The sequence below is a fragment of the Kibdelosporangium persicum genome (assembly GCF_013280595.1).
GTDB lineage: Bacteria > Actinomycetota > Actinomycetes > Mycobacteriales > Pseudonocardiaceae > Kibdelosporangium > Kibdelosporangium persicum.
In genome coordinates, this window is the sequence record NZ_JAAATY010000014.1 from 190,057 (window position 1) to 203,142 (window position 13,086).

General features: G+C 68.7%; 12 protein-coding genes. 8 read left to right on the forward strand and 4 right to left on the reverse strand.

Annotated elements, in window-relative coordinates; genetic code table 11:
* Window positions 1-393: 393 nt before the first annotated feature.
* Genes GC106_RS24880 through GC106_RS24890 form a run of 3 tightly spaced genes read left to right on the forward strand, consistent with a single transcriptional unit; the run spans window position 394 to window position 2,832 of the window.
* Window positions 394-1,263 (forward strand): DUF1996 domain-containing protein, encoded by an 870-nt coding sequence (locus GC106_RS24880; protein ID WP_173135325.1) that lies wholly within the window; start codon window positions 394-396, stop codon window positions 1,261-1,263.
* Window positions 1,260-1,817, forward strand: a complete 558-nt coding sequence (locus tag GC106_RS24885; protein WP_173135328.1) for a DUF305 domain-containing protein — start codon at window positions 1,260-1,262, stop codon at window positions 1,815-1,817. Before GC106_RS24880 ends, GC106_RS24885 begins: the two co-directional genes overlap by 4 nt.
* Window positions 1,818-1,824: 7 nt before the next feature.
* Complete coding sequence (locus GC106_RS24890; protein WP_312872823.1) at window positions 1,825-2,832, forward strand: LacI family DNA-binding transcriptional regulator; 1,008 nt, start codon at window positions 1,825-1,827, stop codon at window positions 2,830-2,832.
* A gap of 147 nt (window positions 2,833-2,979) precedes the next feature.
* On the opposite strand, the gene GC106_RS24895 is transcribed toward GC106_RS24890, so the two are convergent.
* Window positions 2,980-3,345, reverse strand: coding sequence for a hypothetical protein (locus tag GC106_RS24895; protein ID WP_173135334.1), 366 nt, complete (start codon window positions 3,343-3,345; stop codon window positions 2,980-2,982).
* A gap of 138 nt (window positions 3,346-3,483) precedes the next feature.
* Between GC106_RS24895 and GC106_RS24900 the strand changes: the two genes are divergently transcribed.
* The 3 genes from GC106_RS24900 to GC106_RS24910 all read left to right on the forward strand — a co-directional run bounded on the left by GC106_RS24900 (window position 3,484) and on the right by GC106_RS24910 (window position 5,727).
* On the forward strand, window positions 3,484-3,963 hold the full coding sequence (locus GC106_RS24900) for a cupin domain-containing protein (RefSeq protein ID WP_173135337.1): 480 nt from the start codon (window positions 3,484-3,486) through the stop codon (window positions 3,961-3,963).
* Window positions 3,964-4,033: 70 nt separating this feature from the next.
* Window positions 4,034-4,684 carry a Crp/Fnr family transcriptional regulator gene (locus GC106_RS24905; protein WP_173135340.1) on the forward strand — a complete coding sequence of 217 codons (651 nt, stop codon included), beginning with the start codon at window positions 4,034-4,036 and terminating at the stop codon, window positions 4,682-4,684.
* A 356-nt stretch (window positions 4,685-5,040) separates the two neighbouring features.
* Window positions 5,041-5,727, forward strand: a complete 687-nt coding sequence (locus GC106_RS24910; protein WP_173135343.1) for an RNA polymerase sigma factor — start codon at window positions 5,041-5,043, stop codon at window positions 5,725-5,727.
* On the opposite strand, the gene GC106_RS24915 is transcribed toward GC106_RS24910, so the two are convergent.
* Together GC106_RS24915 and GC106_RS24920 are read right to left on the reverse strand one after the other, a co-directional pair.
* Window positions 5,666-6,655, reverse strand: a complete 990-nt coding sequence (locus tag GC106_RS24915; RefSeq protein ID WP_246366663.1) for a hypothetical protein — start codon at window positions 6,653-6,655, stop codon at window positions 5,666-5,668. The two genes, GC106_RS24910 and GC106_RS24915, sit on opposite strands and share 62 nt — an antisense overlap.
* A gap of 507 nt (window positions 6,656-7,162) precedes the next feature.
* Window positions 7,163-7,624 (reverse strand): DoxX family protein, encoded by a 462-nt coding sequence (locus GC106_RS24920; protein ID WP_173135346.1) that lies wholly within the window; start codon window positions 7,622-7,624, stop codon window positions 7,163-7,165.
* 184 nt (window positions 7,625-7,808) lie between these two features.
* On the opposite strand from GC106_RS24920, the gene GC106_RS24925 reads away from it, so the two are divergent.
* Both GC106_RS24925 and GC106_RS24930 read left to right on the forward strand, forming a co-directional pair.
* Window positions 7,809-8,819 carry a hypothetical protein gene (locus GC106_RS24925; protein WP_173135349.1) on the forward strand — a complete coding sequence of 337 codons (1,011 nt, stop codon included), beginning with the start codon at window positions 7,809-7,811 and terminating at the stop codon, window positions 8,817-8,819.
* A gap of 79 nt (window positions 8,820-8,898) precedes the next feature.
* A complete protein-coding gene (locus tag GC106_RS24930; protein ID WP_173135352.1) occupies window positions 8,899-9,855 on the forward strand; it encodes a sigma-70 family RNA polymerase sigma factor in 957 nt (318 codons plus the stop codon).
* Window positions 9,856-9,883: 28 nt separating this feature from the next.
* On the opposite strand, the gene GC106_RS24935 is transcribed toward GC106_RS24930, so the two are convergent.
* Complete coding sequence (locus GC106_RS24935) at window positions 9,884-12,805, reverse strand: helix-turn-helix transcriptional regulator (protein ID WP_173135355.1); 2,922 nt, start codon at window positions 12,803-12,805, stop codon at window positions 9,884-9,886.
* Between the last annotated feature and the right edge of the window lie 281 nt (window positions 12,806-13,086).

Here is a 13,086-nt window from a genome sequence, read left to right on the forward strand (position 1 = left end):
CCCCGCTCCAGCCTATCGGCCGGGCAAGATCAACAGGGATCGGCTCGCGCGCGCTGGGGACAACTCGGAGCCTGTGGACAACTTCGCCGGGCGGATCTTGTGACCACCGGAAATGTCAGACGTGATCGGTAAGCTGGATCCGGGGGCCGGAGGCCGTGGGACGGCTGGTCGCCGTGTTCGGGAAACGGCGACGCAGGCCTGAGAGAGCGCTCTCTGACCTGGTGTGGACCGGTGGCCGGGATACGCCATCCGGCCGCACGAAGAGTGCTGAGCGGAGCAAATTGCCTTGACCTCTGTATCGTTCCGGTTGACGCCGGGTGTGACGGGCGTCATCCTCAGTTACGCGAGAGCGCTCTCACCCGTCACTCCGACAGGAGAGGGAGTTCATCTTCAATGAGGAAGACAATGAACCAGTGGCGGCTAGGTGTCCGGATCGGACTGGTCGTCGCCGCTGCCGGTGCCCTGCTGACAGGTGCGCTCAGCAGCGTGCCGGACCGTGCGAGCGCGGAACCGGTGCGTGTAGCCGAGTTCCTGGCCGAATGTCCGCTCAGTCACCGGCTGCCGGACGACCCCATCGTGCTGCCGAAGCTCGCGGGCGCGTCGCACTCGCACGACTTCTTCGGCAACCGGTCCACCAACGCCAACTCCGACATCACCAGTCTCAGCGGAGCGAGCGGGAACTGCAATCCGGCACCGGACATCTCGTCCTACTGGGTTCCGACGCTCTACAAAGGACAAACCGCGATCCAGCCGAGCGGTGTCACGTTCTACTACCTCGGTGAGGGCGTGAACCGGCCGCAGGACATCCGGCCGACGCCGTTCGGGCTGAAGATCGTCGCGGGCAACGCGAAGGCCACCGGCGACCACGACAGCATCGCTCGGTGGTCCTGCCTGCACGCGGGACACGTCCCGCCGTCGAAGAACTTCGTGAACTGCCCGTCCGGCACCCAGCTGGAGACCTATTTGGACTTCCCGCAGTGCTGGAACGGCCGGGATCTCGACTCGGCCGACCACAAGAGCCACATGGCGTACCCGGTCGCCGGTGGCTGCCCGTCCACCCATCCCGTGCCGGTGCCGAAGCTGCGGTTCGTCATCCGTTACCCGGTGAACGGCGACCCGAGCACGTTCCGGCTGTCGTCCGGTACGGGACAGACCTACCACGGTGACTTCTTCAACGTCTGGCCGCCGGCCGAGATGGAACGCCGGGTTCGCGACTGCATCAACGTCGTGCTCAAGTGCGACCACAACGGCAACTCCGGATGACTGTGATCATCCGTTGCGTCCTGCTGTGCCTCGTCCTGACGGGCTGCGGCGGGAAAGTGACTGGCCCGGTCCCGGAAACCCCTGCGTCCGGGACCGGCCAGTCCACACCGTTCGGGCCGACGGAGCGCGCGTTCGTGGAACTGGCCATCGCCACCGGCGACCAGGCGGTGAAACTCCTGGACGCCGGGGCGAAGAACGCCGCACAGCCGGAACTGAGGCGGCTGGCGGGCGACGTCGGCGCCGCGCGCCGCGCGGAAGTCGTTGAGCTGCACGGGTTGTTGCGGACAGCCGCGATCGAGTACGTGGACAACCACAAGGGACACGACATGCCCGGGATGCCGACCGATGAGGAAATATCCCTGCTTCAGGCGTCCGGGCCGCAGTTCGACGCCGTGTTCGCCAGACTGCTCCGGGCACACCTCGACGAGTCGGCCACAGTCGTGCGGTCGGCGGCGCAGTCCGTGTCGGATGAACCAACCCGGGCACTGGCCCGGCGGATGGAAGCCGACCGGATCGAGTTCGGCAAACGGCTCGGCGCGGTTGTACCGGTATAAAGAATCGGTGTCACGACACCAGAAGCGCGTCACGCTTGAGGAAGTCGCCCGCGTCGCCGGGGTGTCGAGGGCAACCGTCTCCCGAGTGGTCAACGGTGTCACCAGCGTCGACGAGAACATCCGGCAGACAGTCGAACGAGCCATCTCCACCACCGGCTACCTGCCCAACCTGGCGGCCCGCGCCCTGGTGACCCGGCGCGCGGACGCCATCGCGTTGGTGCTGCCCAGCGAGAACAGGATCGTCGGCGACCCGTTCTTCACGCGGATCGTGCGCGGGGTCTCCACTGTGCTGCGGCCGCTGGGTGTGCACCTCGTGCTGATGATGACCGGCGCGGACACCGGGGAACAGGTGATCGCGGATCTGCGGCAGGGCAGGCTGGACGGCGTGATCCTGGTGCACACGTACCAGGCGGACCCGCTGCCCGGCCTGCTCGTGCGGAACCGCCAGCCGGTGGTGCTGTCGGCTCGGCCGGCGGAGCCGATCCCGATCACGTACGTCGACGTCAACCAGACCGCCGGGGGTGCGCTGGCGGCTGAGCACCTCGTTGCCCGGGGTTGCCGGCGTGTCGCGACGATCACCGGTTCGCTCGACCGGCCGCCCGGTCAGGACCGGCTCGCCGGTTTCCGGGACGCCATGGCCGAGTCGGGGCAGCCCGGCGTGGTGTCCGTGGAAGGCGATTTCACCAGGGAAAGCGGGGCGGCCGCGATGGAGCGGCTGATCACCGAACACCCGGACGTCGACGGCGTCTTCATCGCGTCCGACCTGATGGCCGAGGGCGCTTTGCCGGTGCTGCGCAGGCACGGGCGTGCTGTGCCGGACGACATCGCTGTCGTCGGTTTCGACGACAGCAGCGCCGCGCTCAGCTGCGACCCGCCGTTGACCACGGTCCGCCAGCCTGTGGAGGACATGGCCGCCGAGATGGCACGGCAGTTGCTCAGGCAGGTCGAGCAGGTCGACACGCCGGTCCGGTCGGTGATCTTCGAGCCGAGCCTGGTGGTCCGTCAGTCCGCTTAGCGGATTCCCGTCCCACAAGGTGCTTTCGGCTGCTGATCGGCGCCGCTCTGCCTGATCGCGCCCAGCACCGTGGCATGGTCACATGCACACCGCTCGCCACGGCGCCGAGCATGGCGCCGTGGCGAGTGTCCACGGTGGTTGGGGTGATTACCTGTCCTTGTCGATGATCGTTGTCAGCAACGCGGTTATCTGAGCCTGTCCCACGGCTTGCCTGGTGAACCCTTCACGCATCTCAGTCTCGAGCCCGCCGAACCTGGCGTCGACGCCATCGAACCTCGCATCGATGACGCCGAACCTTCGGCTGTGCTCCCGGAGAATCTGGCCATGCTCTATCTGGGTCTCGCGGACAGCTTCTATCAAGGCTTTCTGGGCCGCTAGCCTGTTGTTGATCGTTTCGACATCCCTGTCCGCACACCGCGCGAGCACTCGCGCGGCGGCGGCGTCGGACCTGGCCAACTGAACTTCCTGCTCGACGGCAGTCAGTCTTGTCTCGAACTCCTTCTCGGATGCCATGCCGCGACTCTATCAGTGATCGGGAACAGTAAACGCTTACCGCGCAAGGATTCACCCAAGCAGGGAACGCGCCGTGACCATGCGTGATCATGCCTGTTCGGGTAGGGTCGGCGCACCAACTGGGGAAGGGAATCCCGAATGTCGTATCCGGAGCCGATCTACCACGGCGACACCGGTGAGAAGACCGCCACCTACCGTCCGAACGGCACCAAGCCGGACTGGACGTACACCAACGGCAACACCGTGCACTACCTCGCGACGGGCGAGTCGACGGGCGGCCTGTTCGGTTTGTACCGCTGGGAGATGGGGCCGGAGCCGAGCGGGCCGGGTGCGCACTTCCACCGGACGATCACCGAGTCGTTCTACGTGCTGACCGGCACCATCAAGATTTACAACGGCACCGACTGGATCGACACCGAGCCCGGTGACTTCGTGCACGTGCCCGCGGGAGGGATTCACGGGTTCCGCAACGAATCCGGCCGGCCCGCGTCCATGCTGCTGCACTTCTCCCCAGGCGCGCCAAGGGAAGGCTACTTCGAGGGCATCCCCGACCTGCGGACGATGAGCGAACGGGAGCAGGTCGACTTCTTCCTCGAACACGACAACCACTGGCTTTAGCGGGCGGGGTGTCACAAAACGCCGTTCCCGTGGAGTACTCGTAACAGGACCGAGTTTCTGCGAGGGAGCAATGAGCTGGCGGCTGAGTGCGGAGGGGCAGCGCAAGCTGATCGCGGCGGGTACCCCGCGTCGCTGGTCGGCCGGGCAGGTGCTGATCCGGGAGTCCGAGATGTCCGATCACGTGGTGCTGCTCACCGGCGGCCGCGTGAAGGTCAGCGTGACCGCGCCGAGCGGCAGGCAGGTGATGATGGCCATCCGTGGTCCCGGTGATCTGCTCGGCGAGGCGTCGGCGATCGACGGTGACGTCCGGTCGGCGACGGTCACCGCGCTGACGCCCGTCGAGGGCGTGTCCCTGACCAACGCGGAGTTCAACCGGTTCATGCTGGCCGCGCCGACGGTCACGGTGGAGCTGCTCAAGATGGTCGTCGGCCGGTTGCGGGAATCGACGCGCCGCCGTCTGGAGAACGGCGCGTACGACGTTCCTGCCCGTACCGCGCGACTGCTTGTCGACTACGCGCGTGACTACGGCGAGCCGGTACGCGGTGGCCTGACGGTGAAGCTACGGCAAAGCGAACTGGCTGAGGCCGCGGGCGCGTCGAGGGAGGCCGTCGCCAAGGCGTTGAAGGTTTTCCGGGACGCGGGTGCCGTGCGCACCAACCGCTGCAGCTTCGACGTGCTGCGGATGGACTTGCTCGACCGTTTCGCCGAAGGGATCGCGTGACCCCTCGCCGGGTTTTCGCGAGGGGCCACGCCAGCCGGCCTAGCGTTGGTCAGTGAAGGTGGAAATGGGGACGGCCGGCTGTGTCGAAAAGCGTCTCGGCGCGATTCACGCCAGGCTGGCCCCTGCTCGGGGCCGAGGGTGCATGGCCGCTCCTTGATCAGTTCGTGCCCGCTGGGGTGGTCGCCCGATGAACCTTGGCACCGGGCCACGGGCGCGTCTGTGAAATCGGCCGCACAACCGTGTCAACTTCTGGGCGGAGTTGACAGGAAACTGTCCAGAAAACGGTCTGCTTTTCGCCCGGTTCGTGGGGCATCCTCTGCGTCAAGAGGGAGCACAATCGCGGACTGGGCACGGGCATGCGAATCGACCAACCGGGGCATCGGGTCCTCCTTCGTGTCATCACGGAGCCGGACCTGCGGTTTCGCGCGACCGTGGACGGCTACGCGCGCCGCTACACCCTGGATCGCGACGATCTTTACCAGGCCGCCAGCGAACGGCTGCTGCGCCAGCGCGGCGTCGTGCCGGATCACGAAGGGCTGCGCGGCTGGCTGGAACGGTGTGTCAACTTCACCGCGCTCGACATGATCAAGGACCGGGCCCGGCAGCCGATGGTGATGAGCGACCTGCCGGAGCCGCCGGACCCGCGGCCGTCACCGGCCACCGACTCGGTCGGCTGGGAGCAGTGGCTGGCCGGGCGGCTGGACCGGGCGCTGACGCGGGACCAGGTGCGTGCGGTGCTGGCCCTGGTCCGCGATCCCGACCTGGGGCTGCGGGAACTGGCCAAGGTGACGAACAAGAGCTACGCGGGCGCGCGGCAGTTGAAGTCCCGCGCGCTGGCCAAGCTGGGCAGGCTGATCGGGCTGACCGCCGCGGAGCGGGCCGCCTACCGGGGCCTGCGCAAGGGCGAGGGGGTGGCTGAGGCGGCCCGTCGGCTGGGCATCGACGCGATACAGGTCGATCGCCTGCGGCGAGCCGCCTCGGTCAAGATCCGCCGGTTCCTGTCGTTCGATGCCAGCGGATCCCGTAAGCAAGGCCGGGCGTGAGCTCGTGGAACGAGGTGTGGATCTCGCCGGCGGCGTCCAGCGGGATCGTCTCCCCACGCGGTTGCGGGTCGTCGACGTCCCGCTGGAAGGCGTTGACCAGCCGCCAGATCCGCTCCGGCGGGCGCCGGACGTCGAACCGCACCCGCAGGTCGAACTCGGCGCAGCGGTGTTTGGGCACGCACACGTAGTGCGGCGCCATGGTCTTGTCCGGCCTGATCCGGTACCGCAGCCCGATCTCGTGCGATTCGTGCCTGCGCAACGGTTTGGGCAGGGTGAGCCGGAAGCCGTAGCGGTCGGTGGACTCCATCGCGCGTGCGGTCAGCCGCCCGCCGTGGAACACGTCGATCTCCAGGTCCTCGTTGCGCGCCGGGCCGTTGCCGTCGAACGGCGCGGTCAGCGTGAGAGCCAGGTCGACGTGGTCGATCCGGTCGTGGTCGGCGACGATCCGGCGGAACTCGAACGCCTCGGGCGTGGGCTGGTCGAGCGCGAGGGTGACGCGCAGTTCCTCGGTGTGCCAGCCGGGCACCGGCTCGGCGGGCCGGAACTCGGTCAGCGGCGCGCCGGACCGGGCGATCTCCGCGAGGCGCTCGATGCCTTCGTCGATCCGGCGGCGGGCGGTGCGTTCGTCGCGGTTGAGCCGGTCGGCCACCAGCCTGACCCGGTCCTTGTACAGCGGCAGCTGGTCGGACTGGTCGAGGGCGAACGCCGCGCGCACCGCGATCCGCAGGTCACCGGGCAGCTCGCCGGACCAGCGCCACAGGCATTCCGCGACTTTGCGGCGCACGTCGACGGCGTGCTCGACGCCGTGTGTCCCGGTGGCCGTGCGCAGTGCGTCGCCGATCCGGGCAGCGATCGGCCCGGCCAGTATCCCGCGGCCTTTGCGCAACGCCTTCAAATCGGCGACGAGCTGTTCATCGCGGATGGTCATCCATCGACGTTAGCCCGCTTAGCGGCCATTGTTCAAGCGTCACCCGAAAGGATCAAAGCAGTTTCCAGATAACGGTGGAAACCGGAAACTCCTTGTCGCTGCCCACCGGAGGAGAAGACGATACGAGTGCGGGTGAATTCATTTCTTTCTCCTCGAAAAGGGGCTGTGATGAGAGTGTACTGCTCGCTTTCGGCGGTGGTCAGGTTCGCATTCTGGACGGTGCTCGCCGGGGTTGTTCTCGGCGTGCTGCTGGTGGGCGGGGGGACGACCGCGCAGCTCGGCGGCGACGTCGAGCGGGTCCAGTACGAGAGGGGGTGTGTCGCTGGTGCAAACGCATTATCTGCGGGCGGGTGAGTGCTGAGCCCCGATGAGTAGGCCGGCTTGGCGGGTCGGTCGGCCGGTCCCGGTCGACCGCCTGATCTCGTCGCGGTGGCCGGGAACGGGGCTTTCGGCTGACATGCCGGAACCCTTGTGGTCGCCCACAAGGGTTGGTGGCTTCCGGGAAGCTCAGCCACGGCGGCGGCGCAGCGCGGACACGGTCAGCGAGCCAGGGCCGACGACGGCGATGAGCAGGAAGATCCAGCTGTACAGCGCGGCCGGCTCGCCCCCGTTCTGCAGCGGCAGCAGCGCGAGCTCCTGGTGCACGACGAAGTAGGCGTACGCCATCGTGCCGGAGGCCAGCAGCGCGGCGGCCCGCGTGAAAACGCCGGCTCCGACGAGGACCGCGGTCACCACTTCGATCACCGTGGCGTAGAAACCAGGCCAGGAACCGAACTCCACGGCGGTTCCCGCGCCGTCGATGCCACCGAAGGCGCCGACGCCCATCAAACCGTGGCACAGGAACAGGAACGAGACGACAACGCGGAACGCCGAGAGCGTGATGCCGGTCAGCTTGTCGTTCCGGGAAACGGTGTGGGCGGCAACGGTGTTGTCGGTGGCGGTCTGGCGGCGCAGGGTCTGCGTGGTCATTGGTCTTTCCTTCCGGATGGCCCGTCTGGGGTGTCTCTCTCTTGCCTGACACCTAGGCGTCGAGCGGCCGGCGCCCGGATCGACATCCGGCCCGGACATCTTTCCAAGATTTTTTGGCGAGGCTCTGACCAGCGCTTGGCCGGTCCGGGATGTGGTCAGGCCGGAACCCCGTAAGCTGCCCCGCATGCTTGGGCAGGCGCTCGACAGCCTTGAACAGTCAGTGCGGCAATGGGACCAGGACGGATACGAGGAGGCCATCCGGTCGGTCTGGGAGCACGCGCAACAGTCGGCTCCGGCCGAGTTGGACGCCGCGCTGCCCCGGATCGCGGGCCTGCTGGGCACGATGGCCGTCGACGCGGTCGGCCGGCTGCCGGTGCTGGGCGGTGCGTTGGTCGAACTGGGCGCGTCGCCTGCGCCGCTCGTCCCGATGGTCGTCACCGGGCTGGTCGACACGTTGCGGCGCGTCGGCACGCTGATAGAGACGTGGCCGAAGGGGGAGGAGCGGCCGGACTTCGACGGCGACGACTACGACGACACGGTGGCTGTCTTGTCGCGCACGCACACGGAGGAGGACGCGCACGCGATCGCTTTCGCGTGGTACTCGGTGGGCACGTGGATCGCGCCCGCGTTGGCCGTGTTGCAGTCCGGGGAGGTGCGGTCGGCACTGCCCAACCGCGATGTGCTGACCGGTCTGGTGGACCGGATCGGCCCGTTGCGTGAGGACCTCGGGTTCCTGGTCGAGCTGCTCGCCGTGCTCGACAAGGAGCCTTTTGTCGTGCTGCACCGCCCGACCGGTCAGGGCTACGAGCTGACGGTCTCGGGCGTGGCGGGCAACTTCCAGTTGCAGACCCTGCTCGCGGCGACGTTGGTCGGCAAGGAGAGCGACGGCCTGATCCCCGGCACGCCGCCGGACCCGGCGTGGGTCGCCGCGGCCACTGACGGCGACCTCAAGCCGCCCGGCGGCATCGAAGGCCAGTTCAACCTGGTCGACCACACCGGCTCGTGGATCTGGGGCGAGGGCAGGCCCGCGGACATCCCGGTGGTCGACGGCCGCCGGGTGGTGCTGCTGGAGCCGCAGCCGTACGCGCGGAGCTGGTCGCCGGGGCGGCTGTTCGACCGGATGCGGCCCACGGTCCAACTGGACCGTATTCTGCCGTCTGCCGAGGTCGCGGCCTGGTTGACCCGGCTCGGCTGAGGCGGCCGGTGAGTTTTTGTCGGTGCCCGGGTCTTTACTGCGCGAGCTACCGTGATCCGACTGGGGGAAGGAGACACCGATGACCGTCGAGACCGAATCCGTCGACTTCCTGCGGCAGGCAGATCCCTACCGGCGGGAACTGCTCGCGCACTGCTACCGGATGCTCGGCTCGGTCCACGACGCTGAGGACCTGGTGCAGGAGACGTACATCCGGGCGTGGAAGTCGTACGACAAGTTCGAGAAACGGTCGTCGTTGCGTACCTGGCTGTACCGGATCGCCACCAACGTGTGCCTGACCGCCCTGGACGGGCGTGAGCGGCGGCCGTTACCGGCGGGCCTGGGCAACCCGGAGAGCGACCCGTCGGGTCCGCTGCACGAGCAGAACGAGGTGCCGTGGCTGGAGCCGTTCCCGGACCGCGACGACCCGGCGTCGATCGTGGCCTCGAAGGAGAGCATCCGGCTGGCGTTGATCGCCGCACTGCAGCACCTGCCGCCCCGGCAGCGTGCCGTGCTGATCCTGCGTGACGTGCTGAAGTGGCGCGCCGCCGAGGTCGCCGACGCGCTCGACACGTCGACCGCGGCCGTCAACAGCGTGTTGCAGCGGGCCCGCGCGCAGCTCGACCAGATCTCGCCGAGCGAGGACAAGGTCAGCGAGCCGGACGAGGCCGGGCAACGCGAGCTGCTGGCCAAGTACGTGGCCGCGTTCGAGGCCAAGAACGTGCCGGAGATCGTCGCGCTGTTCACCAAGGACGCCGTGTTCGACATGCCGCCGTACGCCGCCTGGTACCGCGGGCGGGAGAACATCGCCCGTCACCTGGAGAGCAGGTGCCCGGTCGGCCCGGGGGAGATGCGCCTCGTCCCGGTCTCCGCCAACGGCCAGCCCGGCTTCGGCACCTACTGGCTGCAGGACGGCGTGTACAAGGCGTTCAACCTGGTGGTGCTGACCGTGACCAAGGACGGCATCTCGCACTCGACGTCGTTCTTCGACCATTCGTTGTACGAGAAGTTCGGCTTACCGCTGGTGCTCACCGACTGACCGGGCCGCCGGGTCTGAGCCTCGCCGGTCAGGGCCGTAGGTCACCGATCAGGCCACGCTCGTGCGCGATGGACACGACCTCGGTGCGGTTCGCCGCGCCGAGCTTGGCCATCGCGCGGGACAGGTGCACGCTCGCGGTCTTCTGGCTGATGTAGAGCCGTTCACCGACCTGCCTGTTCGTCAACCCGGACGCGACAAGTTTCAGCACGGCCAGCTCCCGTGGCGTCAGGTCGCTGATCGGCTCAGCGGCGGGTTGCCGACCCGGCAGGGAAATCCGGCTGCGGCGAGCCAGGTCGGTCACGGCCGCCCGCAACGGCCTGGCGCCCAGCCGGTCGGCCACCTCGTACGCGGCCACGAGCAACTCGGCCGCGCGGTCCCGGCTGCCGTCCGCCAGCAACAAGGAGGCCCAGCGCCATCGCGCCACGGCACGCCAGTACTCCACCAGGATCGCCGGGCCGGTGGCCTCTTCCCACAACCGCACATCGTGGTGCCCGCGCAGCCGGCTCAGCTCGGCCTGCACCCGGGCGCGGAAGGCGATGACCTCAGGGTGGGACTCGTCGATGCCACGCCTGCCGGTCGCGCGTATCGGCATGATCGCGCTGACCCGTTCCACCAGTGCTTCGCCCTCGGCGACCGTGGCGGCAGCCGCCGCCTGGTCGGAGCGGCGACGGGCGTCTTCGGCGATGTCGCACAACGCCCAGAGGCTGATGCTCGTGGCCATCATCGCGTCCGTGACCGAACCCCTGGACATCGTTTCCATGTGACTGATCAAGGTGTCGATGTGGTCCACCGCCTGCCGGGGACGGCCTCGCCAGAGGGCGGCCTCGGCCTGACCGAGGTTGACGATCTCGCGGGTGAGCACGTCCTCGGTCTGCGCGGTCAGCGATTCGGCCCGCTCGTCGAGCGCCGCGAAGTCCCCCGACGCGGCGAGCACCCACAACGTCGGCGCGAGGACCCGTGCCCGTGCCACCGTGGGCGCCCCGGCGGTGTCCTGGCCTGCCGCCAGCGCGCCGGCCCAGTCGCCGTTGGCGTAGCGCATCACGACCCGTTCGAGCCGCGCGTCGATGCCGGACAGGTTCCACGGCAGGCCGACCTCGACCGAACGCTCGGCGATGAAGTCCATCATGCGCAGCGCGTTGGTCTTGTCACCGTGGATCCAGAGCGTGACCGCGTTGTTCTTGCGGGCGCGCAGCTCCACGTCGTAGGCGCCGATCGACGCGGCACGCTCGGCCGCGGCCGCTCCCATCCTGATGGACTCGGCCACATCGCCTTCCCATTCGGCGAACACGGCACGCGTGACCAGTGCGTCCACCTCGACCGCGGTGGCGCCGACCTCCCTGGCGTCCCGCAGCGCCTGTTCGGCGAGGGACTTCACCTCCGCCAGGTCGATCTGCCACGACCAGACCCAGGACCGGGCGGCCAGTGCCAGCACCTTCGCCCTGGTCTGGCCGGCCGGCCGGTCCCGGACCAGGTCCCAGGCCTCGTCGACGGTCTTCTGGATCTCCGATCCCCGGTCCTCCAGTGCGATCAGGGCGAACGCGAGCTGGTGCCGGGTCTCCGCCCGCAGTTCGGGGTCGTCGAGCTCGTCGGCCAGGGCCACGGCGGCCCTGCTGTACTCCTCGGCACGTTCGACCTCGCCGGACGCGATCGACGCCCGGGCCGCCGCCCGCACCATCCCCAGCTCCGTCCGTCCGGTCAGCCGCTCGGGGTCCGGGACGGCCCGCCACAGCTCCAGTGCTTGTTCGACGTGCCGGAGCTTCTCGCCGAGCGCGCCCATCTTGCCTGCCTCGTCCGCGGCCTTGACCGATGCGACCAGCGCGCCGGGCAGGTCGTGGCTGCGCAAACTGTGGTACGCGAGCAAAGCGTTCGACGTGACGACCTGGGCGTATCCCGCGTGCAGCCGAACCCGTTCGCCGGGCAGCAGATCGTCGTACACCGCTTCACGCAACAACGCGTGCCGGAACGTGTAGCCGCCGTCGGCGGCGACGAGTACGTTGTGCTGCACCGTTTCCCGCAAGGCTTCCTCAAGCACGTCGTCCGGCAGGCTGGAAACTGTGCGCAGGCTTTCGTGCGTCACCCGTTGGCTGGCCACCGCCGCCGCGCGGACGACCTTGCGTGCGTCGCCGCTCAGCCGCTCGATCCTGGCCAGCAGCAGATCCGCCAGTCCTGCGGGCACTCCGGCGCCGTCGCCGTACGCCGCGGTGAGTTCCTCGCAGAAGAACGCGTTCCCTTCGGACCGCTTGGCGATCTTCTGGACAGTGGCGGACGGCAGCGTGCCGTCGGACAGCGCGTCGACCAGCTTCATCGCGTGCGCCTGGTCGAACGGCCCGAGCTCCATCAGCTCTACAGTGGACAGCCGGGACAGCTCGCCGAGCAACGGCCGCAACGGGTGCCTGCGGTGCAGGTCGTCCAGCCGGTACGTGCCGACGATCAGGATGCGCTGCGTGTACAGCCGGGACACCAGGAAGAGGATGAGGTCGCGGGTGGACGCGTCGGCCCAGTGCAGGTCCTCGATCGCCAGCAGCACAGGGGTTTCCGCGGCGAGGTCGCTGAACAGGCCGTGCACCCCGTCGAAGAGGCGCAACTGCTCCATCGCGGGCTCGTTGGACTCCTCGGCGGGCGCCACCCCGGGCATCAGCCTGCTCAGCACCGCCCGCCGCGCGGCGACAGTCCGCTGGGCGGGTGTTAGCTGGCCGAGTGCCTCGACGAAGGGCAGGTAAGGCAGCCCTGCTTCGTCCACGTCGAGGCACCGGCCTGTGAACACGGTGGTACCGCCAGATCGTGCGGCCGCGACGAACTCGGTGAGCAGCCGCGTTTTCCCAACCCCCGCGTCCCCGCCTATCAGGACCGCGCCCGCCTGGCCTGCCGCGGCCGTGGCCAGGGCGGCCCGCAGCCGCGCCAGCTCGTCCTGCCGGCCGACCAACGCGATCCCAGACCCGATCCGAGGCACACCGCATCGTGGCATAGTCCGCGGTCCGCCTTCCGCCGGTTCACACTGAGCCGAAACTGTCAGACCCCCGGTGTCGAATGAGAAACAGGGGTTCCCCCGGTGACGGCTTTTGCCGCGGTTCGTGGCGGGAGGAACCGCCGCGCCGTCCTGGGGTCCCGGCTCGGTGAGGCGCCTGGTGAGGCGCTCGGTGGGCGCTGGTCGGGGCGCCATCGGCGACTGATCTCACGCGTTTCACGGGTCTCACGCGTCTCACGCGCGAGCCGCTCGCCCTCGGCGGCGGC